The organism is Bacillus sp. EA-CB0995 (assembly GCF_055814245.1).
On sequence record NZ_CP169269.1, the window covers coordinates 2,893,887 to 2,920,769 of the forward strand.

Sequence of the window (26,883 nt, forward strand, 5' to 3'; positions counted from 1 at the left end):
ATCTTGTTACAACTTGTGCTGCTAATTTAAAAGTACTTGAATCATTGTTTCAGATATTCAATTTACATCTCCATATTCGGCGCATATGCAACTTCTAATATGTAACCGTTCAGATCATAAAAATCAACTGTATAATATCCTTCTGAATACTCTTTCATTTCTATTAATCCGCGAATGATTGTGGCACGAACATTATGTAAGAAATGTGCTACTTCATCAACTACAGACCGATTCATTGCCTGATAACAAATATGCCTTGGACCTAACGTTCGCACAAGTTCCGCACCAATCTCTTTAAAATATATTTCTGTTTTCTCTGTACTAAAAGCTGTTTCATTGAGTTGTTTCCAGCCAATAATAGAAAAAAATTGACGATAAAATTCAATAGATTCCTCTAAGTTTGCGACCCAAAATTCGATATGGTGAATACCTGGTTCAAACGTTTTCTCCGACATACTCCCCTTGCTCCCTTTCCTACCAACCTTCTACTTCGAATGTACGACAGTTACAATCTCTTTTGGCACATTCACAATGTAATTCGGAGATTCATCCTGTACCGTTTCTATTACATCGTAGCCCCAGCTTACCCAAATGACTTCTACGCCAATTTTTTTGCAAGATACAATATCTCGCAGCTCATCTCCAACATAAATCACATCGGAATTTTGTAGTTTATTTGCTTTTAAAAATTTCTTTATCACTTTATCTTTTCCAAAAATATTATTAGAACAAAAAACATCATGAATAAAATCAATTTCATTATGACGTAAAAATTCCCGAATATGCTCCTCAGCGTTCGAGGATACAATGACAATTTCAAAGCCGCTCTCTTTCAACGTCTGCAAAACATCTCTTATTCCATCGAACAAAGTAAGATTTGAGATCGATGGTTGATATAATTTATAAAACTCTAATGCTATCATAGGGATTTTATACAGAGGCACGTGAAGCAATTTACACCTCTCAGGAATTGATAACTTCCGCAATGCTTCAACATCCTCTTCTCTTACCTGTTTAAAACGGTGTTTCTCTGCTATTTCATTGAAAATAGGAATAAAGATATCTTTAGAATCCACTAACGTACCATCAAAATCAAAAATAATATATTTATTCATTACGAATGCTCCTTGTTATCGTTACTTTGATATTCTTTATATTTATGAATTCTCTTTCAAATTGATATTACCTTTTATTTACTTTCTCTTTATCTACAAAAAAAGAACAAGGTATATATCCTTGTTCTTTTTTCCTATGAAAGCCATTGCGGCGGTGTATTCGTATTCCAATAAATATCACCAAGCTCGTGATGTGCTATAAAATCATCTTCATAACGATGATAATGAAAATTAAAATAATAACCATCTTGCGGCGGATGATCTCGTCTTACGTGAAACCGCAGTAAGTCATCCCCTGTTTTTGTATCATAAACATGAAAAATCTTTTCATGTTGCCCACCAGCTGGCTTTTGTGAAATTGCTAAAGACTGTAATGAATCTTTTGGTGTATCGTTTGCAAGTTCTGCAATTGCTTCTTCTATTTTCGGCAATACAACACCTTTAAACTCATCTTCAATTACTGGCCCAATTTTCGATCCAAATTTCTCCATTGATTGCCGCTCTGCTTCATCCATCGCATAAGAGAGAAATGCTTCCGAGCTTATCTCATTTTGTTTTTCATCCAATGTATACGGCGTTCGCTCTAGGTTTTGCTGTTTTGTAGGCTTGTCCGTTTTTGCATTATCAAGCAGTGCAGAAGGAGGTGTTACTAATCCAAATGTAAATACAGTAATTAACGCGACGAGTGTCTTTTTCATCCAATTTGGCATTTTGCATCCCTCCCTTTCTTTGCTCCTGTTTTTATCCCGCATTAACGGGCAGTAGGCCCCCACTTCAAGATTCAAAGAGAAACGAGGAAGATAGGTGGGGGGATAACTGCCCGTAAAAGCTCGATTGGTTCAACTAACCATCAGTTGGGGATGAAAAACCCCCACTGATGGAAGTTTCACTTTATAACTGTTTCTCTCATTATACAAAATGATGCCAATTTTTGCACTTTATAAATGTATTAACGTTAATATTATTTGTAATGATTTGAATATGGAATAGTAAGATTTCATACAATAAGTATTATTCTTTGATTTTACTAGGAGGTTTTCCTTTTGAATCTTGATCTTCTCTTTTCAGCAATAAGCATTTGTGTTCTCATCTATTTTATGTATGTGTCGATTACCGATTAAAAAAAGAGCTACACAGCTCTTTTTTGTTAATGATAAAATGACACTAATTTAGCTCTTACCAACATTTATCCCCCACCTAGCTTCTTTGATTGCTCATAGTCTTGAGGAGGAAGTCTTACTGCCCTTTTGTGTGGAATAAATAAAATCCACACTGTTATTATGATCGCAACTCCTGCACAAATTCCAGCAACCATGACGTAAAATTGCGCTAGTGTAACAATTCCATACACAAATAAAGCTGGCAAAAATAAATATCCCTTCGCTCTCTGTGAAAGCCATAGTTTTTTCCCTTCTGAACAATATAACTGTAAGAATAATTTTCCAGAGAAAACTTTCCATATATCACTTGAATAACGAAATATTGCAAATAACGCAAACAAAATAACGATTGCAGCAATCCACCATGGTGTAAGCCAAATCGAACTTGCACTAACAAGAATGATACGAATGTAAAAACCACCAGCATCACCCGAACGAAAATATTCCTTTAAAAAGCTTCAATGATTCTAGAATCATTGCTATTTCCTATTAATATACGTTTAGAACGCGGAAATAACCACGGCTTCGCTGCGTTTGTAGGTTTTTGCACTTGGCCTCCCAGTGTCATAATTTGCTTTGTCCATCTCATTTCTTCTCCTTTTTCTCTTTCAATTTCTTTAAAGAAGAAGCGATGGTAGTGCAGTTTTTCCTTTACTAAGAAAAAACTTATGATAAAGAGAAGTAAAAAGAAAAAAACGTATAAAAAGACTGTTGTAATACGTATCTACACGTTATACCTATATATACAATCCCTACAAAAAAGAGAATATTTTTTATAATCATCACTTGCCACTGCTTATGGAATCGAACATCAATATAACGTTGCAGCAGGACAAGTGTGAAACGAGAACAAATCAAAAATACAAAACAGAAAAAAGCTTGTACGCCAGTTCCCTTTAAGCTTTTCAAAAAGATTGGTAGAAACAGTATGGTTATAAGTGCACTCGTGAAACAAATACGGAAAAAAGAGTAGATCATACCATATTTCATCATTTGTTTTATATGATTTGGAAATTGAATTAAAAACAAACTATCTGCTTGTTCTAAAAATGAGCGTACACTTCTTGAAAATGTCGCTACATAAAACACAAGAAATCCGGCAGACCAATATAATACATCTTCAGATGTCGGTCCATTCTTCCAAAGTGAAGCATAATATATCCAGCTAAATACAAGTGCTGGAACAATTAAGTATAATGCGATGGTCCAATCGACAACAGAGCGTACTGCTTTCCACTTTCGTTTTACCTCATGAAACAACCTTTTATAAAATAGTTTTCTAATCATGTTGTTCCCGCCTTACAATCACATCAAAACAATCTAACAATGTGCCTTCTGGCATGTTAGCAAGCGTTTGAATACTATGTAAATCTCCATTTGCAAATAAAGTTCCTTCTGAAATTAATAAGAAACGCTCACATATTCTTTCTGCTGTATCTAGCACATGTGTGCACAGTAAAATACCCGCACCACGTTCCTTTTCTTTATACAAAAAATTGAGAAAATCACGAGTTGCTGTCGGATCCAAACCAATAAACGGCTCATCAATAATATAAAAGTCTGGCTCTGTTAAAAAAGCTAAAATAAGCATCGACTTTTGTTTCATTCCTTTTGAAAATTTCGATAGATACTCATGTTTATGCTTGTCCATACGAAACGTACGTAACAACTCTTCTGCCTGTACTTCCCAGCTTCCTATTTCAACATCCTTGGCAGCCATCAATAATTCAATATGTTCCCATAATGTTAAGTAATCATAATACGTCGGATGTTCAGGTACATATGCATACGGATTCTTTTTATCTCCAAACGAAATTTCCCCTTCCATATGTGCTAATAATCCAAGAATCGATTTTATTGTTGTACTCTTCCCTGCACCGTTTGCACCAATTAAAGCAACAAGCTCACCTTTTTCAATTGAAAAAGCAATATTATGTATCGTTTGCTCTCCAGCTTCGTATCCAGCCGATTTTATATTAACCTGCAGCAAAAATATCCCTCTCTCTATATGAAATTACAAAAAATTCCTATGAAAATAATAACATATTTTTCAATAAAAATACTTTTTAAGCTTAAACGTAGCAAAGATGCAGTTCATCCCGCATTAACGGGCAGTAAGATCCCCACCTCAAGATTCAGAGAAAAGCGAAGAAGATCGGTGGAGAATAACTGCCCGTAAAAGCCCGATTGGTTCAACTAACCATCAGTTGGGGATGAAGCCCCCTGATGGAAGTTTCACTTTATTTGCAGGAAAACAATACTGATAGTAGAATATTTTATATTTTGAGTTCAAAATATTTTTTTGTTATTCAACCTAAAACATTTCTAGCAAATAAAGAGAAAGGACATATACTATGACAAATAAACGAAGCATCGAAGCTATTTTCATCGACCGTGACGGTACAATCGGCGGCGATACGACGATTCATTATCCTGGAGAATTTCAGTTATTTTCATTTACTAAGGTGACTCTAGATAAGCTAAAAGAACAAAATATACAATTATTTTCTTTTACAAACCAACCTGGTATAGCTGATGGCAAGGCAACAAAGGAAGACTTTATTGAGGAATTAACAGCATTCGGTTTTGACGACATATACCTTTGTCCACACAGGCATAATGATGGTTGCCTATGTCGTAAACCGGAAACAGGAATGCTTCTTCAAGCGGCGAAAAAACATCATCTTGACTTAACAAAATGTGTTATAATCGGCGATCGCTGGAGTGATATCGTTGCAGGTATAAAAGTCGGCGCAACAACAATTTTAGTACAAACAGGTGCTGGATACGACGCCCTGCATACATATCGTCATAAATGGGCGAGCATGGAAGCTAATTATATTGCAGAAAATTTAGAGGACGCTGTTTCTTGGCTCTTTACACATCCTATATCAAAATAAAAACAGCAATGCCATTTAAAACGGCATTGCTGTTTAAATACTCTATTCGCCCTTGCATACCTCAACGATGAAAATACTAAAACGATTTCTCTATGAAATGCTTGTCCCTACATATTCATATGTTATGAGACTGCATCGTCCTATGCTTGGTTATGTATCACTAGTCATATATGGATTTTTACAAATTTAATTCATAATGAAAATAACGACTATCTCTTATATAACCGTTCTCTACATATAAACGCTGCGCTGTTACATTATCAACCTCAGTTTGAAGTTTTAGCCCTTTTGCGTCTGTCTCCAATGCAAATTGCTCCGCTGCTTTTAGCAGTTCTTTCCCTATTCCAGCTCCTCTCACATCTTTTTGCACAAATAAATCATTTAAAATCCACAACTCTTTCATAGAAATGGAAGAAAAAGAAGGATATAGCTGCGTAAACCCTACGTACTTCCCATCTTCTACTGCTACAAAAATAATTGATTCTTTTTGCTCTAAACGTTCACGTAAAAATTGTTCTGCTTCTTCTATATTAGAATCTTGTCTATAAAACATACGATACTCATTAAATAATGGTGCTACTCCTTGTAAGTCTTCCATAGATGCTTGATATATTTTCACTTCTCTTCGCTTCCTTTCCAATAGTTCTTCATTAAATCCGTTGCCCAGTTCGGTTGTTTAATTTCTTCCCTTGGCAAAAACTCTTTCATAACTGGCTTCATATCTAAAATAGGGGTACCATCAATCGCATCTAACCCTTGTACAACTAATCGTTTTCCTTCTCTTCGTACTACTTTTACAATCGTAGCACCTAATTTATTCGGACGATTTTTCCCCCGCTGTGCAAAAATACCGATTTTCGGATACTGTTCATTATTACGAGGATGTCTTGCCGTATACTGAATGTTAGCATCTGTCACTCTATCAAAATAAAAAATAACTTCAATATGTGAAAATTGTTCAATCCCTTGTAAACTTTCTTCTGTATACGGCTCTATTAATTCAATAATAGATTCTATTTCGCCCCACAAATCATCTTCTATATTGATTCGTTCATTATGTACAAAAGCGATCGGTTGTAACGAAAACATCGTATCCCCCTTTTTGTAACCACTTACATTATAATATATTTTCTGAATACTTTCCATGAATAATACGTCAGTTTACATAATAATATTATGTAAAAAAGAAGAGAAAGCACTTAACTCTCTCTTCTTTCTGAATATTATACAAGACCTGTTAAACTATACGTGCCAATTACAACAAATACCGCAACAGTTTTAATAATTGTAAGTGCAAAAATATCACGATACGATTGTTTATGCGTTAATCCCGTTACTGCAAGTAATGTAATAACAGCCCCATTATGCGGTAATGTATCCATTCCTCCTGATGCCATCGCAATAATGCGATGCATAACTTCTAATGGAATATCAAATTGCTCTGCAGCTGCAATATATTTATCAGACATTGCACTTAATGCAATTCCCATTCCCCCAGAAGCCGATCCTGTTATACCTGCAAGCACATTTGTCGTAACCGCTCCATTAACAAGCGGATTCGTAAAAGTTGTTGAAATACTATCACGAATTACCCCAAATCCTGGGAGCGCTGCAATTACGCCACCAAATCCGTACTCTGCACCTGTATTCATTGCCGCTAGTAATGCTCCGCCAATACTTGCATTTAACCCAGTTTGAAAATCTACAAATACACGCTTCCAATTTAAAAGAATTGTTGTTACAATGCCAATTACAAGTGCTAATTCTACTGACCACACCCCAAGTACTCCAGACAGTTCTACTTTCCCAAAACTTTTTAAACCAATAGATGCAAAATCAAAACCATCTGGATACCATTTTGGAATAGCAATTGTAAAAAATTTGTTCATCACACCTACTAAAATAAGAGGAACGAAAGCAAGCACTTGACGAAGTGGTGTAATATCAACCGTTTGGATTGACGGTCTTACGTTTTGTTCCGCTTCGATGGATGCTGCCATTTCAGCATTTCCATCTTTAAATCTATAATACCCTTCGCCTTGCGCTTCTGCTTTACGACGGCGTCTTTCCAAATACACCATACCGACTATGAAAACAAAAATAGCTCCTGTAATTCCTAAGAAAGGACCGGCATAAATATCTGTCTTGAAAAAGGTTGTCGGAATAACATTTTGAATTTGCGGTGTTCCTGGAAGTGCATCCATTGTAAAGGTAAGAACCCCAAGCGCAATTGTACCAGGAATCAAACGTTTAGGAATATTTGCCTCACGAAACAAATTATCTGCAAACGGAAATATAGCAAATGCCACAACAAATACACTGACACCACTATATGTTAAAATAGCTCCCATTAATACAATTGCAAGTATAGTCCGTTTCACACCAACAATTTGGATAATTGTCTTTGCGATAGATTCTGCGATTCCTGACATTTCAACTACTTTTCCGAAAATCGCTCCTAGTAAAAATACAGGGAAATATAATTTAATAAAGCCAACCATTTTCTCCATAAAAATATTTGAGAAAAAGGTAATACATAAGTCGGCTCTGTTAACAAAACTGCAAACAGAGCACAAATCGGAGCAAATAAAATGACAGAAAATCCGCGATATGCTACAAACATTAGCATACTAAGTGCTAATAAAATAATTACTAATTCCATACGTTCCTCCTTTGTAATTTCCAAGGAAATTTTTATAGAATTTTCAGTTTATTTAACATAAATTGATTTTATCCCGCATTAACGGACAGTAAGACCCCCACTGATGGAAGTTTCACTTTATTCTTACACAATTTCTTCGCGATCTACAAAGTTATAATCGTAGCAAATTCGATATAATTCAATCACTTCTTCATACGAAGGAATACGAGGATTGTTACTTGGACTCCCACTTGCAAGCGCATCCTTCGCCATCTTTGCTATAACCAGTTCAAATTCATCCTTATGTATTCCATACTCATTCATATTTGGAATACGTAAATCTGTACAAAGATGCTTTATTTCATTGACAGTAATATTTGCAAACTCTCCATTTGATAACGCTTTCAAATCAGGTCTGATCTTACGCCCAATATCAGAAAGACGTTTCACTGTATAATCTTTCGTAAACTCTAATACCGCTGGAAGGAGCATCGCATTTGATAGACCATGAGGAACATGAAACATTGCCCCGATAGGACGGGACATTCCATGAACTAGTGTTACAGACGCATTTGTAAAAGCAATTCCCGCTTCCATTGAGGCAAGCATCATCTGCTCTCTAGCTTCTACATTTTGGCCATCTTCATAAGCAATACGGAGATATTTCATAATCTTTTCAATTGCTGAAAGTGCAAATATATCAGTAAGAGGTTGTGACAATCGAGAAATATATGCCTCTATCGCATGACATAACGCATCTATTCCTGTTGCAGCTGTTACATGAGATGGAGTAGACATCGTTAATAATGGGTCCACAATAGCTACTTGAGGTATAAAACTTGGGTGCTTAATCATCATTTTTACATCTGTGCTTGTATTTGTAATAACAGTTGCACTCGTAACTTCAGATCCTGTTCCAGCAGTCGTTGGAATAACAATAAGAGATAGAGGTACCTTTGTTATCGGATATTGATTACCAGCGTATTCCCCAATGTTCCCTCCGTTTGTTGCGATAACAGCAACGGTCTTTGCAACATCAATACAACTTCCTCCGCCAAGTCCTATAACAAGATCGCATTCATTCTTTTTACAAACAGATAATGCTTTTACTACATGCTCATCTGTCGGCTCAGTATTCACATCAATAAAAGTCACAACTTCTATTTTTTGTGATGCTAACATTTTCTTACACCTTTCTACATAACCAAGCTCATTCATAATAGAATCGCTTATTATTAATGCTTTCTTACCATACTGAATAGCTCTTTCTCCTAGTTTTTCTAATGCATTTGTTCCATATAAGACTGTCTCAGGCACTCGAAATTCTGAAACTCCTTGCAAATATACCCCCTCCTTCTTTTTTCATCCCTAAACTAGCTATGCTAGAAAAAACAATTTACATAACAAACTACCTTTACAATTCCACTTCGCAACTAAAATCCCTCTTTTAAACCCCAAATATAGTCATTTTTTTACAACATCTCTATACAAAAAAAGACAAGGTGACGACCTTGTCTTTCCAAACAAATCTAATCAATCTATTACTGTTCTAACACATAATGAAACCTCTTTATATGTTCTACATCTTCAATAATATGAGTAGCTCCCGCTGCCACTAATTCTTCTTTACTACCATATCCATACATTACTCCGATAGAATCAATTCCAACTTGCTGCGCTCCAATTATATCGTGCTCTCGATCGCCTACCATAACCACATGTTCTTTCTTTAAATCATGATATGTATGTAAAATATGCTGAATAATGTCCGTTTTTGCAATACGCGTACCATCTAAATTACTACCGACAATCTCTTCAAAATAATGTGCAAGTTGAAAGTGCTCTAAAATTTGTTTTGCAAATATAGTTGGCTTAGACGTTGCCACAAATAAACGCTTCCTTGCATTCTTTAAATCTTTTAAAACACTAGGAATATGCTCATATATTTGATTCTCAAACATTCCTTTATCTTGAAAATATTCACGATAATACGTTACTGCTTCTGCTACTTGTTTTTCATTCATTCTATATATGCTAGCAAACGAATGTTGAATTGGCGGGCCGATAAAAGATAGTAATTTTTTATCATCTTTCTCATCTGTCCCCATTTTTCTTAACGCATATGTGACCGAGTTTACAATACCTTCTTTTGGATCTGTTAATGTGCCATCTAAGTCGAATAAAAAAGTTGTATACATTTATTCCCCTCCGCTCGGTTACTGTAATATATTTTCATCCCCATTCCCTTACCATCCTAGCCACAATCTTCACTATTTTACAAAACAATTATTCAAATGTAAATATTCTGTTAACAAACCACCCACAAGCCGCCATCTAACAAAAAATCAAGATGTACAAAACCCTTCTCATCATGTATGATTAGATTTATTTTCCAATTTGTAATAGATGGTGAATACATATGACAACAAAATTAATTTTCATAGTAGTTTTTACAGTTATCATTCATGCAGTAGAAACAAGTTCTTATAGTATCCGCCTTGCAGGCATTCGCTTAAAAAAGATTGCTGTTTCCTTATCTGTAGTTGGAATCGTGTTACTTGTTGCGAGAACATCTAACTTACTGCAAGCTTTTTTGCTTGGCGGTATCGTCGATCAAGCAAAGCAAGACGCTTCTATCAATTTAGAAGGAACTATTCGTCTTATTTTATTAGCCGCTTCCATCGGTACATTACTAGCCATCTTTTTGTATCCGACTCTGACAAAACTATTTAGCTATGTGATTAAAAACTTTGAAACAGACGGTTCTTTCATTCGCATGATGAAAACAAATAACATTCAAAAACTAAAATACACAAAAAAATATGTCCGTTTTCCAAAATTGGAAATGATTCATCGGATGCGAGTTGGCGGTATCCCAAAGCGAATTATGCTCATTAATATGTTTGCTACTGCTATTTATACAGCAGGTGTTCTTTCTGCTTTATACGCCTCTTTTTAAATCCAGCCTACGCAACGAATGCAAGTACGGCTTCTGGTCTCGTTAACGGATTTGCAACAATCTTATTAACTGTACTATTAGACCCACGGATCGCTCTATTAACCGAACGAGCGATCCAAAAAGAGAACGGAGCAGAAACAATGGGAAAAATGTATGGATGGCTCATGATTTCCAGGTTTTTAGGAACATTACTTGCCCAAGTACTTTTTGTACCAGGTGCCCATTGGATATTGTGGATTATTTCAGTTACGAATTGAAAATAAAGCTGTAAAAAAGGTTCTTCTTAATTATGCAGAAGAACCTTTTGTTTTTTAATAATTACGCAACATATCACTTACTCTTACAAGACTATATCCCTGATTTTTCAGTTGTGAAATAATAATATCAGATGCTTCTTCTGTCGGAATTCCATTAAGATGAAATAACACAATATCCTGTTCTTTAATACTTCCCATAATTCGGCTGACAATTGTCTCAACCGACGGTTCTTTCCAGTCTATTGTGTCTAAACTCCAATAAACTGTGTAAGGATATTCTACTTTGCTAGCAGCTTCTAAAACATCTTTATTCCAATATCCATAAGGAGGTCGAAACAGGGAAATTCCTTTTTGTCCAAGTATAGTTTCAAAACATTTTTTTGTTTTTGCTAACTCACTCATAATCATAGGAATGGATAGTTTAGTTAAATCTGGATGACTATAAGAATGATTCCCTATTTCATGTCCATCTACAAGGATACGTTTAGCTAATTCCGGGAATTTTTCAACCCAGATGCCTGTTAAAAACATAGTTGTTTGGATTCCATGTTTTTTTAAAACATCTAAAATTTTTTCTGTTTCCTCAGCACTGTCACCTGCATCATATGTGAGTGAGACCATTTTTTCATTTCGAAGCCCCTTCGAAATAAGCACCGAAGAAGTGAACTTGGCTATTGCTGTTTGACTGTCTATCTTCAATAGTTGCCCTGCATAAATCAAGTCTGAGTACAATTTATTATCCTCTTTTAATTGTTGAACTGGAATCTCAAACTTTTTGGAGATACTTCCTAGTGTTTCTCCATGACAAATCGTATACAAGTTAAACTGATCTGAGGAAATAGAGGATTTTTCGTTCTTCTGAAATGGAAGTTTTCTTATTTTTAATAAAAATCCTGCATCAATAGCATCAGAAGTCAGTTCATTGAGTAATTTGAGACTCTCTATTCCAATATCAAATTCCTTGGATATACTAAATAAAGTATCACCATTACGTATGATATAAATTTCAAATCCATCCTTCTGAAAGGTTTTTCTTTTTCCTTTACTAACTGGTAAGATTTCTTTTTCCCTTCAAACAAGCCCTGCCGAGTTAAGATATCAATCATATACTCAGCTCTCTTTTGATAGGAGTGATTTTTAACTGCATCCATTCCATTTTTCTTTACTATTCTTCCTTTTTCTGGGTTAGCTAAATATTCCTTGACAATGTTGATTGTTTCTTCAGGGGAACGAGATATAAGCAAATCTTTTCCGGGGATAAATAGACGATTTATTTCTGGGGTGTCATTTGTTAATAGAAGACTACCGGATGCGAGAATTTCGTAGGTACGTTGAGTAAGTTGCGTTGGGAGATTTTGCAGGCCTAAAACGATTTCAGCTGAACTATACACTTTATTAGCATTTGAGTAATGAATATATCCCCGAATCCAATCCTCTGGAATATCCACACCTAAAATCGGACCCATTTCATCCCAATAGTTTCCATAAAAATCGATTCTAATGTTTTCTTTCACTAATGGTGTGATTAAATTTTTCATAGATTCATGGCGGTAATGATCAGGAAAATAACTAAGCTTTTTAGGATAAGCATTTGCAACAATCGCCACAGGCGCACGGAATTTCTCGTCTGCTTCCACAGGAAAATGAACACTCTCATGGTATCCAAAATCTAAATGTGCGGCAGGAATTCCCCGTTTTTCGTAATACCCCACCCTGTCTTTGCAAATAGTGAAAACAAAATCTGGTCTCGTTCTTTCGATATACTGCATCGAAAAAATTTCTGTAGATGTAGGATCCTCAGTTGCCCAGTAAACATGAGGAACATTAGCTTTTTCCACACTAGCGCGAATTTTTTCTTGTTTTTTAGGCATGCATTATCCGGCCCCCAGCCCATCGTAATAATTAAATCGGGCTGAAAATCAGAAATCAGTCTATCCAAATTTTGATCATCAAGGAATCCCGAAACTTCCACTACATGGCCTGCATCGCGAAACCCATTTGGTAATCCGTAAATCCACATTGGATGACTTTCTAAAAATAAGATACGCATTTATGTCTCCCTTCAAGAAGTAATTAATTCGTTATAAATAAGGCGTAGTATCCTTCAGCATCTCCGGAATGGTCACAAACTGATAGCCTTGACTAACCAAATTATCGATAAGCACAGGAAGGACCTCTAATGTTCCATCCAGCGGCAGTAGATTGAGTGAATGCTGTAGTACAATTGAACCTGGTGATACATCTCTCATGACAATCGAAATAATTTGCTCCATTGGTAATCCCATCCAATCGAGCGTATCTACCGACCACAGGATTAACTTTAAACTTAAGTCGTCAATGATGTGTAGATCACTATTTGTAAAGAGCCCAAATGGAGGCCGTACGATTTCAGCCTTATACCCTGTAACTGAAGTGATTTCTTCATTTGTCCGTTGTATTTCATTTTTCAACTCAGATGTAGTTAATTCTGGAAACTTCAGATGGCTCCAACTATGATTTCCAAGTGCATGTCCCTCTACAACGATACGTTTTAACATTCCCGGAAACAATCTTATTTGTTTCCCTACAACAAAAAAAGTAGCTCGTACATTCTTTTTAGATAGAATATCTAAAACTTTTGGTGTATATACATCATCAGGACCATCATCAAAAGATAGAGCTACTTGTTTCTTATCTCCTACTCCTTTATGATAAATTGTAGGTTTCAACATCGGAGAAGTATTGGTTATTACATAAACTCTTGAAATCTTCTGATTCTCCCAAACTGTCATTCCTAATTTTTGAGCTACTTCATATAAGGGAACACACATTTGTTCCTCTATTACCATTAAAGGGGTACAGAGGGACCCTTGCTGAAAACTGTTCGTTCCTTTTATAACAAAGCAGCCGTCTGATTGAAAGTTAAATAAGCCAAGAAATAACGTTTTCGTGTAAAAAAACGCGGCATATTTTTTATTATCAAAATCTACAGCTGCACCTGTGTGTTTTAAAAAAAGTGCAGGAACGAGGATACTTCCATTTATGATCCAATAATCTGTTTCTACCGGTTGGCCGTCAACGAAAATTGTCCCATTCTCTACTTTCACATCATCTCTTCCTTCTGAGGTATGAATTTAAATTTTTTCTGTTCAAATGACAATATATCTTTGATTTCTCCATATTAAGATTAAACTTCTGGATAACGGTCAATTACCTCTCTTTGCGGTGAAAGGAGATCACTTACTGTCACAATTTTTAATCCTTTATCCTTTATCGTCTTTAACATCTCAGGCAATGCCTGTACAGAAGATTCTGTCGGATGAATGAGAATGAGGAAACCCTTTTTTACGTTGGTTTTAACTTGATGAACCATTTCTTCCGGAGGCGGCATTTTCCAGTCCTGTGTATCAATTGAGCTCAAAACAGTATACATTCCTTCTTTGATAGCCGTTCTAATTACTCTCTCATCAAACTCACCGGATGGAGGAGTGAAAAGCTTAGGTCTTACTCCAAGTTCCTTATAGATTACTTGATTAGTCTTCTTCAATTCCCATTCAATATATTCTAGTGTCTGGCCTCTCATATCCGGATGTGAATAGGCATGACTTCCAATTTCATGTCCAGCATCCTTAATCTTTCTTGCTAGCTCAGAAAATTTATGAGTCCATTCACCTTGTAGAAAAAAGGTAGCTTTACATTGAGCTTCCTCCATAATATTTAACAAAGTGGGGATATTTTCATTTCTCCACGCTACATTCACCATGATAGAAGCCATTGGTTTGTTAGGATTCCCGAAAAAAATAGGTGCTGGCGGTAAACTTGAAATGAGAACCTTTGGTGCAACCTCCTCATAAACAAGCAATGATTCATCCCATTTTCGATCTTTTATCATGTTATTTAGTGATCTTTCTACATTTATCTTAAGCCCATTATAAGCGGGGATTATCATCTCACCTGAAACGAAGTTGGCGTCCATAGGCTCGCTATCAAACTTTTTCTTCATCTCTATAATTCTGTTATAAAAGTCGGCAAATTGGCTCTCTAAACTCATGTACATTTTCTATTCTCCCATTCAATTCAATAGATCTCCTCGTTATCATATGATTATTTCACGGTTCCCGTACCAGCTTTTTCTACGCATGAACACATCTTCAATTATTTTGCATGCTTGTCCTATACTATATGTTTCTAAAAACATAATATATTTATGAAAAACTTTTAAAGGAGAATAAGAATGCGCATTTTATTCTTAGAAAGCAGTCAAATTTGGACAGCCGGCCTTCCAAAAGGCTTTGTTGATGCAGGGCACAAAGTCATGATATCAGGCCCATTAACACAGAAAAGTATTCCTCATATGATAGAAAGCTTTCAACCTGATCTTGTCATTACAATAGGCTGGGGCGTCGAGCATACAGATGAAAAGCTGAAATGGATAAAAAAATATTTGCATGAAGCTAGAACTCCTCTTGTTTATTGGGCTGTAGAAGATCCTCAATTTACTACTACCTGGTCCCTCCCTCTTATTAATAAAATACAACCTAGCTTTGTATTTACCATATCTCCTGCAACAGTCGACTATTACAAACAACAAGGGATTAAAGCAGCATATATGGACTTTGGCCACCACTCCAGTGTTCACTTCCCGGTAGATGCCATTCCTCAATATCAAGCTTCAATTGCAGTCGTAGCTAATGCTTACCCTGATGTATTAGAAAAATACCCTCAACACTTCCGCCATCATGCAATAAACACTTTAATACGTCCCCTCCTTGCTGAAAATATACGTATTGACTTTTGGGGCAGACATTGGGATAAAATGAATCCATTCCTTGGTATGGACATACCTAAAGATTGGATTCATGGATATGTACCATACAATGAAGCGAATTATGTATATAGTTCAGCCAATATCATTCTAGGTCTACAAAATTACCCCTCACAAGTGACCCAAAGAACTTATGAAATACTTGCATCTGGAGGTTTTCTGTTAACGATGGATACACCGGGAGTAAGACACCTATTTCAGCCGGGGCATGACCTTGTTGTTTCTTCATCACCGGAGGAAACCGTCAAGTTAGTAAAATATTTTTTAGAGCATCCCGCAAGTTGTGAGAAAATTAGGGAGCAGGGTAAGCTGACTGTCAAAATTCATAGCTATCAACACCGAGCTGAATTCATGGTTAACATATTGACCAAAGAAGGAATAATAAAACCGGATATTATTGATTCGAAGGAACAAGGTGAAATCTATTATTATGAAAACTTTACTGAAGAAAAATACCAATTGTATATCGTTAGTCCCTCTGACTCTCTATGGAGCATTTCACAAAAATTCGGGGTCACAATTAGTGACTTAAAAAATTTAAACAGCTTAGCAAATGATGAGATCTTTGTTGATCAAGTGTTAAAAGTCAGAGAGATTATAGATACAACACAATTTTTGGCTCAGTCAGAGAATAAAAGTACTCTTGGAAATCCTCAAGCAACACAGTGGATTAAACCTATTTTTCAGGCTGCTAAAGAACATAACATTCCCAGCAATATCCTCTATAGCATTATGGTAGCCGAGAGTAACGGAAATCCAAATCTAGTTTCCAAAACTGGAGGAATAGGAGTAATGCAGTTTCAAATTGAAACAGCCAATTTATTAGGAATTAACCCTTGTAATGCAATCGAAGCTATCTACGGATCAGCCCGCTATTTACAAGAATTATATACTGAATTTGAAGATTGGAAACTAGCTATTGCCGCCTATAACGCTGGACCAAATATGGTAAAAAAATACGGGGGGATTCCGCCATTTGAAGAACCTCAAAATTATGTTAAAAAGGTCCTTTCATATTCTAAAGCTGTCAACTTCGACAATCTGTAATATAGTAACATTATCCTAAATATGTATTTATACAAATAAGGTTGATTAAGAAACCTCACTTTACACACAATTTCATTTCCTAAAAAGATTTATACAATCAATTGAAATTTTACACACTGTCATTACAAATTCACAGCAGTTTCTCCATAACAAATCCCCGGTACATTAACCGGGGATTCTTTCATATATTACGGTACTAACCGCGTACAGTCTCTTGGAAATGCGCTTGCTTCACGAACATTCGATAAATTTAAAAATTTATATACAAGTCGTTCTAATCCAATCGCAAATCCACCATGCGGCGGACATCCATAGCGGAATGTATCGATATAGGATTGGAAGTTTTCTACGTTTAATCCCTTTTCTCCAAAAGAACGAACTAACATATCATAATTATGAATGCGCTGCGCACCTGATGTAATTTCTAATCCTTTATACAATAAATCAAATGAGTCTGTGACAGAAGGATTCTCTTGATTTGGCATCGTATACATCGGGCGCGTCTCTTTCGGGTAATGGGTGATAAAGACGAAATCGCTATTATATACTTCTTTTACATACTTCCCAAGTAATTTTTCTCCTTCTGAGTCTAAATCGCCTATTGGTGATTCTTTTCGATACTCTTTTTGTAAAATGTTTTGCGCTTCCGTAACCGTTAATTTTGGAATGTCTGTAATAACTGGCATTTCAATTTGAAGCAACTGCAACTCCTTTGCACAACATTTCTGCACTTTTTCAAACATATACCGAAGTACATCTGTTTCAAGCTTCATTACTTCATAAAAGTCTTCAATAAACGCAAGTTCGACGTCTAAGGAAATGTATTCGTTTAAATGACGAGATGAATTGTGATGTTCGGCACGGTACACAGGTGCCACTTCAAAAACGCGTTCTAATCCACCCGCCACCATCATTTGCTTATAAAACTGCGGTGATTGTGCTAAGTATGCATCTTTTTCAAAATATTGAAACTGAAATACGTTTGCTCCGCCTTCCGCTCCTTGCGAAACAATTTTCGGTGTGAAAATTCTCGTAAAATCATTTTGAAGTAAATATTCGCTAAAAGCATGGGCAAGCATTGATTGAATTGTAAAAATCGCTTGTACTCGTTCATGTCGAAGTGACAACGTTCGAGAGTTTAACATTTGATCTAAACCAACTTGCAGTTTCTTTTTATTCACTTCAAATGGAATTGGCTCTGTACTGTTTAGAAGCTGTACGTCCTCAACTAATAATTCTACTCCAAGTTCCGTTTTATCTGTCTCAATTACTTTTCCTGTAACTTGCACAACACTTTCTACTTCTACCTTATATCCAGCCCATTCTTTTTCAAGTACACATTGCATGACGCCTGTTCGGTCACGGAGTAATAAAAAGCTTATATTTCCGAGATGGCGAATTTTCTTCACCCATCCTTTTAACACAACTGTTTCATGCGATGTACATTCGCTAATAAGCGACCGCTTCGTTTGTTGACTCATACATTCCGCCTCCTACTATTAATTGTATGATTGTATGTTTATTATTATCGTTATCATCATCATCCACGGCCGCTCACCTCCTTTCAAAGAATACAAAAATCCGCCCCTATATAAGGGACGGATTTAACCGCGGTACCACCCAAATTGTCACATTGACCACTTTTCGCCTGATAACGGTAGGTGCCGTTTACTTTTACTAGTTGTTCACGTTCAAAATAACGCTCACAGGTGTCTTTCCATCACGCTGCATCGCAATCTTCTCAGCTACCGATTGCTCTCTGTAGATCAAGTCACAATGTACTTTTCCTGCTCATCGCTTTTTATATTTACGGAATATTCTATCCTTTCGAATGACAAATTGCAAGTTGTTTTTCTTTATTTTTTAAAAGTAATTAGAAGAACTATCTCTCTTACTTCTTCTACTCATCCGATATCACCTTTTAATTTATAAACTTTCCCCACATATATCAAATATACTGCTTCACATACTTTTTAATACTTATTAACTCTGGATCGTCCTCCATTACTTCTGCAAAATAGCCGCTTTCATCTTCTTGCAGTACACGCTCTAATTCAGCAATTGCTTCTTCATTTCGATTCAATACAACTAAATAGCATGCTTTATTATATCTTGCATTCAAATGGGACTCGTCAATCGATAATACGTCATTCATGAGCCGTAACGCTTTTTCCGTATCACCGTTTAAATGATGAGAAACACCGAGCCCAATATATAGTTCATCCTCTTCTGGGTGATGCTCTAATCCTTTCTCCAATACAGCAATCGCTTCCCAATAACGCTCTTGCTTATTGTAAAGAGCACCTAAATACATAAAACTACCACTGATCATCGGAACATCCTCTGCTAAAGCGCGGAGAATTTGCTCCCCTTCTTCTTCCTTGTGTAAATCAAGTAATATCGTGCCCTGCAGCATTCGAATCGGTGCGTCCATCGGCCGTTCTTGCAAAATGCGTTCCGTTTCACACAATGCTTCTTGCAGCCCTGTCTTATTTTCATTTGCATATTCTAAAAGTAGCATAACAAGTTGATGTGCAACTTCATAATTCCAATGATTTTTGAGCGACTTACGCAATACTTCTAGTGCATCATCAATGAGATTAGCATTTACATAAAAGTGGGAAAACCGTTGCACTGCTGCGTCGTTTGTCTGATCTAGGCGGATTGCAGTTTCATAAAGATCAATAATAGAAGTGATAGAAAGAACATCTTGTGCACGCTTTCGAATACGACGATACATTTTTGTAAAAAATGCTCCTGTTTGTTCCTCCTGCTCCATCTGTTCAATAAATTTTTGTTCAAGTGCAGAAGCTGCATACATAAACGCAGAGCTTTTTTCTTCATTTGATATTTTCAAATCAGCTAAACTATCACTTATACTTTTTCTTTGCGTTCGCAACCCATCTACATACGTTGCATACACTTCTTCATTGTGAACATTTTGCATAATAAGATTTCCAATAACATGTAAGCCTTCTTTTTCGTGTGCGGCAAGTAATATTTTCGCATAATGATGTAATATCTCTTCATGGTCATTTTCCTGTGCAAGCGCCTGTTCTACATAAACACGTTCTTTCTGCCCATCACCAGATGCACCGTACACATATGCAAGACTATTCAAACGCCATGATTCAGAAACAATACCTTTCTTTTTGCTTAAAGCCGCAATCAGCTCCTCATGACGCTCAACTTTTACTGATATATTTGCTAAATGTTCCATATTTACTAATAGAGGTGCATATTTACAGCCTTCAAACATATGATGCTGCTCTTTTACTATATCTTCCTCAACAAAGTAAATTTCAGCTAATTTCAAATGAGCAATAGCGAACGTAGAATCTCGTTGTACACATTTCAAATAAGTCTTCTTTGCTTCTTCCCATTCCTCCAATGCTTTATATGCTTCTCCCAGCCTAAAATGAGGGAATGTATCTTCAGTCATCTGCGCCGCTCGCTCATACAGCTGAATGGCTTTTATATAACTTCCAGCTGACTCCTGTAATATGCCTAAATAGCATATATAATCTATATTACTACTATCTTTTTCAACTAAAGTATTTAAAAACGAAATCCCTCTTTGTAAAAATGGTGTATCCTCCAGCTGCGTTACATATATTTCTAGTGCATCTCGAAAATTATTTTGTATACAAACGATTCCTTCTTCCGTTATCGTTAAAGCTGATTCTATTTCCCTTTGCTCTATATTTTGATCCATAGCCGCATTCCATAATATTTTCCCGGCATTAATAAGGAAGTCACTATCTTCAGCAAACTGTTCTTTCAAGCTAAAAATATATTGTTTTCCAGCTTCATAGCTCCCTTGTTTCATGTAGACTTCACTTATCCCCAGATGACAAGGCACATCTTGCTTGTCATATTGAAGCCCTGTTTCATACATTTTCTGTGCTTTTTCATATTGCTCTCGTTCTAAATACAAATCTCCTAATTTCGCATATAATACAGCTGACTGAACATCATTTTGCATTCCTTCAAGTAAAAACTCTTCTGCTTTTCTTTCATCGTCTAGTTCTGCTTCATAAATATCAGCTAACATGATATATGGCAATGGGAGCTGCTGATCTAATTCCTTACCGATGCGAAGTCCACGGGTTGCTGATCTTAACTTTCCTAATTTATAAGCACACCTAGCACGTTCGCACCATACATATCCGTCGCGTTTATATTGTTTTAGCAGCGTATTAAACACATCATATGCTTCTTCGTTCCGGTCTGCATCCATTAAAATAAGGGCATGATTAATGAAAACAAAACGATCTTCGTGGCGACTCACTGCAATGAACGAGTACTTTAAAGCCTTTTCTACATCATCTAAATACATATAGCCAATTCCCATATAACTCCAAGCTACCGGCTGGTCAGGATCTAGTTGGAGCGACGCACGAAAACTTGCAATCATATCGTGAGAACGAGATTCATCCATCGCAATGCGCCCTTGAATGAAGTGATAGAATGGATTATCGATTTTATGCTTTACCTGTTCTAATACTGTATATGCTTGTTCCAATTCTTCAATACGCACAAAGCATTGCGCGGCATGAAGTTTCACATAATCCGATTCCGGATAAGCATGTAAAGCACGCTCGATACAGCTATATACAAACTCCTTTCCATCCTGTAAATCTAAATGCTTAATCGTATATAGCCATGTGTACGGATTTTCTTTATGCTCATGTAAAAATTTTAACAAAGCTTCCACATCGTCATGTTCGGCAAATTCCATTTGATCTGTTAACGAAAAAATACGACGAAAATACAAATCATCATCTTCACATAAAGAAGAAAGGAGATCATTTTTCTCTTTTGGAACAATCGCGATGGATAAATAATTTGTATTTAAATACTGCTTCGCAAATTCTTCATATGTGACAAGAATGCGCTCTGCAAAATTTGGATCTTGAATATACAAAACTTGCAGCTGATCGTTATAACCGACTAACAATTGTACATGTGAAACATGATCTATATCGACACTAAGCAAAATCGGAACATTAGCATCGATAAATTTTTTATACATGTCCACTGTACCTACAAAGAAACGACTTTTATAACCAATCGATTCTACATATTCAACTGTTTTTGACAACTTCGACCCTATTCCATCAAAAGTATGCTTAGCAATTTCATCTTGCGTTTCGTGCTTTCCAAAAAGCTTCAATATCATTTCTATACTTGCAGGCACACAATAATTATCTTTCTGCACGACAGGTGTAATCGGTAGCATCACTTCTTTTTCTCATCAAATCGTAGTGTGTTATGATAAGGTGAATCTTTTAAACTATTCTCACTTTCTAACAATGTTTGCAGAGCAGCCCGATCACCTTTCGTATAATAGATTTCTGCCCATATTTGTGAGAAATACGATTGATAACTATGAAATGGCAACAACTTTTGAACTTCATGTAAAACTCGGCTCAACTCATCATATGATTTTTTATCATATAATCTTTTCACCTTTTCTAAATAAAAGAACGGAACTTGTGGAAATTTCCTCATCGCTTCCGTAATGATTTGTAAGGATTTTTCATGTTCTCCTTTCATGGAATGCAACTCGGCAAATAAATATGTTGATGTATCTGCACATTCCTCACAATTCATTCCTTTTCGAAACACTTCTTCTGCTTTCAGCCAATCGCCTTTAAATAAATAAAAGTAGCCCCACTTATCAAAAATAGGAATCTCACTTAACTCTTCTGCTTTCTTCATATATGTATATGCTTCTTCATAACGGCGCATTTCAAGTATGCAGCGTGCCAATACAAAATATGCTTTGGCAAGATGCTCTTTTTCAACAGTTGTACCTTCTTTTTGTAATGCCTCTTTTAATAAATCCTCTGCATCTAATGATTTTCGTTCATCAATTAAATCATCACAAAACCAAGTAAGCGTACGAAAGCTATTAAAATGACGATGTGCATATCGCACAACAAATCTACTATAAGACGGCATCAAGCCTTCATCAAACAATTGAATAAGTGTATAAAAATCTTCTTCTGAAGAAATTGTGCCTAACCACTCTTTCAAGTATGAAAGGGATTTTTTCGATCTTATTTCCTCAATTTCTTTTTGAATTTCTGATATACCATTTAAAAATTCCTTCTTTTTTACATATACCCGTAATTTCTCAAAATCTCGCATCTTTTCACTCCATTCTCTCTTCACGATTTTACATACAACCTATATAAAGTACAATCTTTTCCTCATGATTGTTTTAAAAGAAAAAACAGAGCATACACTCTGTTTCTTTTTATTTTATCCCGCATTAACGGACAGTAAGACCCCCACCTCAAGATTCAGAGAAAGGCGAAGAAGATAGGCGGGGGATGACGCCCCTTACTGATGGTTATCACTTTATATTTCGTTCGCTCTCAGATTAATCAATACCTTCTTATTTCCTACTTGAACTTGTTCTGCATTTTGTAATGATTCATTAAATAGTAATTGTTTCATGAGTAAATTTTCTTGTAGTAATGCCTTATACTTCGTTATTACATACTGTAATTCTTCGTCACCATTAACTTCAATGTCTACCCGCAAATTCACTGGTAAATTCAATTGTTTTCGATATTCCTGCACAGCACGAATAAATTCTCGTGCCATTCCCTCCTGCAGCAATTCATCCGTTACATTCGTATCCATCATGACAGTATATAATCCGTTCGTAGCATCAGCAAATCCTGCTTTCGGCACTTTTTCAACAAACACATCGTCTAATGTTACTGTAACAACTTCTCCAGACAACAATTGACATGCTCCCTTTTCATCCTTTATAAACACTTTTACTTCTTCACTAGATAAATTTTGCAGCCACTTATTTACCGTATTGATTTGCTTTCCGAATTTAGGTCCTGCTTGTTTAAAATTTAGTTTTAACCGATATGACATATAACCCGCTTCGCTATGTTCGACTGTAACTTCTTTCACATTAAGTTCATCCATTACAATCTCTTTATAGGAATCCCAATCCATTTCTTGCTTCGTATGCTCAAATACAACGAGCTTTGCTAATGGCTGTTTTACTTTTAATGTATGTTGATTGCGAATGCTACGTCCGAGCTCCACTACTTGTAAAACAGCTGCCATCTCTTTTTCAAGCTGTGTATGAATTAACGTTTCATCAAATACTGGATAATCTGTTAAATGAACGCTGCTCCCTTCTAAATTCAAATGAATATCCTCTGCTAAAAATGGTGTAAACGGTGCAAGCAGCTTACTAATTGTCACAAGTACTTCATGTAGCGTATCATATGCCGCTGCTTTTTCAGCACTCATACCTGATGCCCAAAAACGACTGCGGGAACGTCTTACATACCAATTGCTTACTTCTTCAACTAATAATGCTATTTCACGAGCTGCTGTTGTAAATTGATAATCTTCTAAAGCCACGCTCACTTTTTGAATCGTACTATGCAATCTTGATAATACCCATTCATCCAATTTTGTTTTCTTTGTACTATATTCCTGTTTTGGATTGTATCCATCTAAATCCGCGTACAATACATAAAAACTATATACATTTAACAACGTATCTACTAGCTTCGACTTTGCTTCTTGTACAGTTCGTTCTGAAAATCGCTTCGGATTCCACGGAGCACTATCTACAAGAAGGGCCCACCGCAACGCATCCGCTCCAAATTTCTCTACTAAATCTACTGGGTCTAACGCATTCCCTTTACTTTTTGACATCTTTTGGCCATTTTCATCTAACACATGACCAAGTGATAACACACGCTTATATGGTGCTCTGCCAGTGTACAGTGTAGACACCGCAAGTAAGCTATAAAACCACCCGCGCGTCTGATCAATTCCTTCAGCAATGACATCCGCTGGAAATTGTTCTTCAAATAACTCTTTATTTTCAAATGGATAATGATACTGTGCAAATGGCATCGAACCGCTATCAAACCAAACGTCAATAACTTCCGGCGTCCGCTTCATCGTTTCGCCGCATTTAGAACATTTTACTTTTACTTCATCCACATATGGCTTATGCAGTTCAATTTTTTCATCTACAGCGTCAGTTGCATAACGTCTTAGCCCTTCAATGCTTTTCGGTGCAAATTGATGATGACAAGCTTCGCATTCCCACACATTAAGCGGCGTTCCCCAATACCTGTTTCGGCTAATATTCCAATCAACCATATTTTCTAAAAAATTACCGAACCGGCCATGTTGAATATGCTCTGGGTGCCATGTTACTTCATTATTATTTTGTAAAAAGTTCTCTTTTAAAGTAGTCGTTCGAATGAACCAACTTTCATTTGCATAATAAAGTAGCGGTGAATCACAGCGCCAACAATGCGGATAACTATGCTCATATTTCTCTTTATGATAAAGAAGACCATGCTCAGCTAAATAGCGAACAATATCAACATCACACTCTTTTACAAATTTCCCTTGTAAAAAAGGAACGTCAGATGTGTATTCTCCTTTCTCGTTTACGACATTCACAAATGATAAACCATGTTCTTGGACAACTTTATAATCATCTTCCCCGTAAGCAGGCGCGATATGCACAATCCCTGTACCGCTATGTGCAGTGACAAAATCAGCACTCACAATACAATGACCATTTGCAACTTCCGCAAACTGAAATGGCGGCACATAAGAAAGCCCTATTAATTCACTTCCCTTGTGAACAGATAACATTTTATACTCTTGCTGCAGTACATCTTTCGCTAACTCTTTCGCAACAATATAAACATCATCTCCTTGCTGCGCTCGGACATATTCCATCTCTGGATGAACCGCTAATGCTACATTAGCCGGAAGCGTCCATGGCGTTGTTGTCCATCCGAGAACATACTCGTTTTCTCGACCTGCAATCTGAAATTTAACTGTTGCACTTAAATCCTTCACTGTTTTATATCCTTGCGCGACTTCATGCGAGCTTAATGATGTTTGGCAGCTTGGGCAATAAGGAGAAACGCGGTGCCCTTTATATAGCAATCCTTTTTCATGAATTGTTCCAAGAATATGCCAAACGCTTTCGATATAAGAATTATCTAGCGTGATATACGGCGCATCCATGTCAACCCAATAGCCAATACTCTCTGTAAACTCACGCCACTGCTTTTCATACGTAAATACACTCTCTTTACACTTTGCAAGAAATGCTTCGACACCGTACTTTTCAATATCATGTTTACCAGAAATACCAAGCTGTTTTTCAACTCCTAATTCCACCGGTAATCCATGTGTATCCCATCCGGCTTTGCGCAGCACTTTATATCCTGTCATCGTTTTATACCTTGCGACCAAGTCCTTAATTGTCCGTCCTAGCGCATGACCGACATGCGGAAGACCATTCGCAGTTGGCGGTCCTTCATAAAAAACGAAAGATTGTGCACCTTCACGATTTCGAATCGATTGCATAAAGGTATCCTGTTCATTCCATTGCTTACGAATTCGCGCTTCTCTCCTTACAGCTAATTCTTTCACATCTACCTTCTTCATCTACAATCACTCCTTATGAAATAATTAAAAGTACACAAAAAACCCGTCCCTATCATTAGGGACGGGTTTACCCGCGCTACCACCCTACTTCTATTGATTAACCGTTCAATCAATAGCACTCAGCAACGTACAATCATACGCGTTCCTTGTAACGGTAGACAACCGTTCGAACTTACTATGTTCAGTTCGACTCCTCGGAGATGATTTTCAAATATAAACCGAACACCGGCTTTCAGCAAAGCACCGGCTCTCTGGGGAACAGCGATATATTTTACTCTTTCTCGTCATCAGATTTGTATACTTTTATTAACAGTTATTTTATTCCAACGCAACGCTAATTGTCAATGAATTTAGAAAAAACTATCTGAATTCTATTTATGCATTTAATGTTTACCTTTACTACACTTTTTTATTCTAAACATATATCAGAATGCTTCATGAATATCAGAAGCTGGCATGGTTAAGCTATTGAAAGACCCACAGATGTTTTATCGTATGGGAAGCTATTAAGTCAATTATATCTAAA

Annotated in this window: 21 protein-coding genes, 4 pseudogenes and 2 other annotated features; of the genes and pseudogenes, 4 read left to right on the forward strand and 21 right to left on the reverse strand. The window is 36.4% G+C overall.

Annotated elements, in window-relative coordinates; translation table 11 throughout:
• Positions 1-62 precede the first annotated feature (62 nt).
• From ACEWFJ_RS14985 to ACEWFJ_RS15015, 7 genes are all read right to left on the reverse strand, one after another.
• Positions 63-455, reverse strand: coding sequence for a VOC family protein (locus ACEWFJ_RS14985; RefSeq protein ID WP_473689081.1), 393 nt, complete (start codon positions 453-455; stop codon positions 63-65).
• 30 nt (positions 456-485) lie between these two features.
• On the reverse strand, positions 486-1,115 hold the full coding sequence (locus ACEWFJ_RS14990) for an HAD-IB family phosphatase (RefSeq protein WP_473689082.1): 630 nt from the start codon (positions 1,113-1,115) through the stop codon (positions 486-488).
• Between the two features lie 134 nt (positions 1,116-1,249).
• Complete coding sequence (locus ACEWFJ_RS14995; protein ID WP_429709913.1) at positions 1,250-1,825, reverse strand: YpjP family protein; 576 nt, start codon at positions 1,823-1,825, stop codon at positions 1,250-1,252.
• Positions 1,826-2,301: 476 nt separating this feature from the next.
• Positions 2,302-2,685 (reverse strand): hypothetical protein, encoded by a 384-nt coding sequence (locus ACEWFJ_RS15000; protein ID WP_473692530.1) that lies wholly within the window; start codon positions 2,683-2,685, stop codon positions 2,302-2,304.
• 38 nt (positions 2,686-2,723) lie between these two features.
• Positions 2,724-2,864 (reverse strand): hypothetical protein, encoded by a 141-nt coding sequence (locus tag ACEWFJ_RS15005; RefSeq protein WP_473689083.1) that lies wholly within the window; start codon positions 2,862-2,864, stop codon positions 2,724-2,726.
• A 77-nt stretch (positions 2,865-2,941) separates the two neighbouring features.
• Positions 2,942-3,562 (reverse strand): ABC transporter permease, encoded by a 621-nt coding sequence (locus tag ACEWFJ_RS15010; RefSeq protein WP_473689084.1) that lies wholly within the window; start codon positions 3,560-3,562, stop codon positions 2,942-2,944.
• Entirely contained in the window at positions 3,555-4,265 is a 711-nt protein-coding gene (locus tag ACEWFJ_RS15015; RefSeq protein ID WP_473689085.1) for an ABC transporter ATP-binding protein, read from the reverse strand. The genes ACEWFJ_RS15010 and ACEWFJ_RS15015 overlap by 8 nt, the downstream gene beginning before the upstream one ends.
• 364 nt (positions 4,266-4,629) lie before the next feature.
• On the opposite strand from ACEWFJ_RS15015, the gene ACEWFJ_RS15020 reads away from it, so the two are divergent.
• Positions 4,630-5,175: an HAD-IIIA family hydrolase gene (locus ACEWFJ_RS15020; protein WP_473689086.1), complete on the forward strand. Its 546-nt coding sequence runs from the start codon at positions 4,630-4,632 to the stop codon at positions 5,173-5,175.
• Between the two features lie 178 nt (positions 5,176-5,353).
• On the opposite strand, the gene ACEWFJ_RS15025 is transcribed toward ACEWFJ_RS15020, so the two are convergent.
• From ACEWFJ_RS15025 to ACEWFJ_RS15045, 5 genes and pseudogenes are all read right to left on the reverse strand, one after another.
• Positions 5,354-5,794 carry a GNAT family N-acetyltransferase gene (locus ACEWFJ_RS15025; RefSeq protein ID WP_473689087.1) on the reverse strand — a complete coding sequence of 147 codons (441 nt, stop codon included), beginning with the start codon at positions 5,792-5,794 and terminating at the stop codon, positions 5,354-5,356.
• Entirely contained in the window at positions 5,791-6,264 is a 474-nt protein-coding gene (gene tsaA, locus ACEWFJ_RS15030) for a tRNA (N6-threonylcarbamoyladenosine(37)-N6)-methyltransferase TrmO (RefSeq protein WP_098311077.1), read from the reverse strand. The genes ACEWFJ_RS15025 and tsaA overlap by 4 nt, the downstream gene beginning before the upstream one ends.
• 134 nt (positions 6,265-6,398) lie before the next feature.
• Positions 6,399-7,837: pseudogene (locus ACEWFJ_RS15035) on the reverse strand (GntP family permease).
• Between the two features lie 123 nt (positions 7,838-7,960).
• The gene (locus ACEWFJ_RS15040) at positions 7,961-9,157 is read right to left on the reverse strand and encodes an iron-containing alcohol dehydrogenase (RefSeq protein WP_473689088.1); all 1,197 of its coding nucleotides are present in this window, start codon (positions 9,155-9,157) and stop codon (positions 7,961-7,963) included.
• Between the two features lie 200 nt (positions 9,158-9,357).
• Entirely contained in the window at positions 9,358-10,014 is a 657-nt protein-coding gene (locus ACEWFJ_RS15045) for an HAD family hydrolase (protein WP_473689089.1), read from the reverse strand.
• A 221-nt stretch (positions 10,015-10,235) separates the two neighbouring features.
• Here ACEWFJ_RS15045 and ACEWFJ_RS15050 point away from each other — a divergent pair.
• Positions 10,236-11,032, forward strand: a pseudogene (locus tag ACEWFJ_RS15050) (lipid II flippase Amj family protein).
• A 54-nt stretch (positions 11,033-11,086) separates the two neighbouring features.
• On the opposite strand, the gene ACEWFJ_RS15055 reads toward ACEWFJ_RS15050, so the two are convergent.
• The 5 genes and pseudogenes from ACEWFJ_RS15055 to ACEWFJ_RS15075 form a co-directional block, all read right to left on the reverse strand.
• On the reverse strand, positions 11,087-11,764 hold the full coding sequence (locus ACEWFJ_RS15055; RefSeq protein WP_473689090.1) for a polysaccharide deacetylase family protein: 678 nt from the start codon (positions 11,762-11,764) through the stop codon (positions 11,087-11,089).
• A gap of 209 nt (positions 11,765-11,973) precedes the next feature.
• The gene (locus ACEWFJ_RS15060) at positions 11,974-12,903 is read right to left on the reverse strand and encodes a CgeB family protein (RefSeq protein ID WP_473689091.1); all 930 of its coding nucleotides are present in this window, start codon (positions 12,901-12,903) and stop codon (positions 11,974-11,976) included.
• A 50-nt stretch (positions 12,904-12,953) separates the two neighbouring features.
• Positions 12,954-13,082 (reverse strand): annotated as a pseudogene (locus ACEWFJ_RS15065) (DUF3880 domain-containing protein); the annotation flags it as partial.
• 31 nt (positions 13,083-13,113) lie between these two features.
• Positions 13,114-14,118 (reverse strand): polysaccharide deacetylase family protein, encoded by a 1,005-nt coding sequence (locus ACEWFJ_RS15070; protein WP_473689092.1) that lies wholly within the window; start codon positions 14,116-14,118, stop codon positions 13,114-13,116.
• Between the two features lie 80 nt (positions 14,119-14,198).
• Entirely contained in the window at positions 14,199-15,068 is an 870-nt protein-coding gene (locus ACEWFJ_RS15075; protein ID WP_473689093.1) for a polysaccharide deacetylase family protein, read from the reverse strand.
• Positions 15,069-15,245: 177 nt separating this feature from the next.
• Here ACEWFJ_RS15075 and ACEWFJ_RS15080 point away from each other — a divergent pair.
• Positions 15,246-16,430 (forward strand): annotated as a pseudogene (locus tag ACEWFJ_RS15080) (DUF3880 domain-containing protein); the annotation flags it as partial.
• A complete protein-coding gene (locus tag ACEWFJ_RS15085) occupies positions 16,413-16,883 on the forward strand; it encodes a lytic transglycosylase domain-containing protein (protein ID WP_473692532.1) in 471 nt (156 codons plus the stop codon). The pseudogene ACEWFJ_RS15080 and the gene ACEWFJ_RS15085, both read left to right, overlap by 18 nt.
• Before the next feature lie 188 nt (positions 16,884-17,071).
• On the opposite strand, the gene aspS is transcribed toward ACEWFJ_RS15085, so the two are convergent.
• The 4 genes from aspS to ileS form a co-directional block, all read right to left on the reverse strand.
• Complete coding sequence (gene aspS / locus ACEWFJ_RS15090) at positions 17,072-18,364, reverse strand: aspartate--tRNA(Asn) ligase (RefSeq protein ID WP_473689094.1); 1,293 nt, start codon at positions 18,362-18,364, stop codon at positions 17,072-17,074.
• Between the two features lie 110 nt (positions 18,365-18,474).
• Positions 18,475-18,687, reverse strand: a binding site (T-box leader).
• A gap of 144 nt (positions 18,688-18,831) precedes the next feature.
• Positions 18,832-22,125, reverse strand: coding sequence for a tetratricopeptide repeat protein (locus ACEWFJ_RS15095; RefSeq protein ID WP_473692534.1), 3,294 nt, complete (start codon positions 22,123-22,125; stop codon positions 18,832-18,834).
• Positions 22,125-23,039 carry a tetratricopeptide repeat protein gene (locus tag ACEWFJ_RS15100; protein WP_473689095.1) on the reverse strand — a complete coding sequence of 305 codons (915 nt, stop codon included), beginning with the start codon at positions 23,037-23,039 and terminating at the stop codon, positions 22,125-22,127. The genes ACEWFJ_RS15095 and ACEWFJ_RS15100 overlap by 1 nt, the downstream gene beginning before the upstream one ends.
• A gap of 213 nt (positions 23,040-23,252) precedes the next feature.
• Positions 23,253-26,357, reverse strand: a complete 3,105-nt coding sequence (gene ileS, locus ACEWFJ_RS15105) for an isoleucine--tRNA ligase (protein WP_473689096.1) — start codon at positions 26,355-26,357, stop codon at positions 23,253-23,255.
• Between the two features lie 54 nt (positions 26,358-26,411).
• Positions 26,412-26,654 (reverse strand) — a binding site (T-box leader).
• Positions 26,655-26,883: the final 229 nt, after the last annotated feature.

What these genes read in the sequence shown, in the direction of transcription:
- ACEWFJ_RS14985 (WP_473689081.1), bottom strand. Translation starts at nt 455, where the DNA reads ATGTCGGAGAAAACGTTTGAACCAGGTATTCACCATATCGAATTTTGG.
- ACEWFJ_RS14990 (WP_473689082.1), bottom strand. Translation starts at nt 1,115, where the DNA reads ATGAATAAATATATTATTTTTGATTTTGATGGTACGTTAGTGGATTCT.
- ACEWFJ_RS14995 (WP_429709913.1), bottom strand. Translation starts at nt 1,825, where the DNA reads ATGCCAAATTGGATGAAAAAGACACTCGTCGCGTTAATTACTGTATTT.
- ACEWFJ_RS15005 (WP_473689083.1), bottom strand. Translation starts at nt 2,864, where the DNA reads ATGAGATGGACAAAGCAAATTATGACACTGGGAGGCCAAGTGCAAAAA.
- ACEWFJ_RS15010 (WP_473689084.1), bottom strand. Translation starts at nt 3,562, where the DNA reads ATGATTAGAAAACTATTTTATAAAAGGTTGTTTCATGAGGTAAAACGA.
- ACEWFJ_RS15020 (WP_473689086.1), top strand. Translation starts at nt 4,630, where the DNA reads ATGACAAATAAACGAAGCATCGAAGCTATTTTCATCGACCGTGACGGT.
- tsaA (WP_098311077.1), bottom strand. Translation starts at nt 6,264, where the DNA reads ATGTTTTCGTTACAACCGATCGCTTTTGTACATAATGAACGAATCAAT.
- ACEWFJ_RS15045 (WP_473689089.1), bottom strand. Translation starts at nt 10,014, where the DNA reads ATGTATACAACTTTTTTATTCGACTTAGATGGCACATTAACAGATCCA.
- ACEWFJ_RS15060 (WP_473689091.1), bottom strand. Translation starts at nt 12,903, where the DNA reads ATGCCTAAAAAACAAGAAAAAATTCGCGCTAGTGTGGAAAAAGCTAAT.
- ACEWFJ_RS15075 (WP_473689093.1), bottom strand. Translation starts at nt 15,068, where the DNA reads ATGTACATGAGTTTAGAGAGCCAATTTGCCGACTTTTATAACAGAATT.
- aspS (WP_473689094.1), bottom strand. Translation starts at nt 18,364, where the DNA reads ATGAGTCAACAAACGAAGCGGTCGCTTATTAGCGAATGTACATCGCAT.
- ACEWFJ_RS15095 (WP_473692534.1), bottom strand. Translation starts at nt 22,125, where the DNA reads ATGCTACCGATTACACCTGTCGTGCAGAAAGATAATTATTGTGTGCCT.
- ACEWFJ_RS15100 (WP_473689095.1), bottom strand. Translation starts at nt 23,039, where the DNA reads ATGCGAGATTTTGAGAAATTACGGGTATATGTAAAAAAGAAGGAATTT.
- ileS (WP_473689096.1), bottom strand. Translation starts at nt 26,357, where the DNA reads ATGAAGAAGGTAGATGTGAAAGAATTAGCTGTAAGGAGAGAAGCGCGA.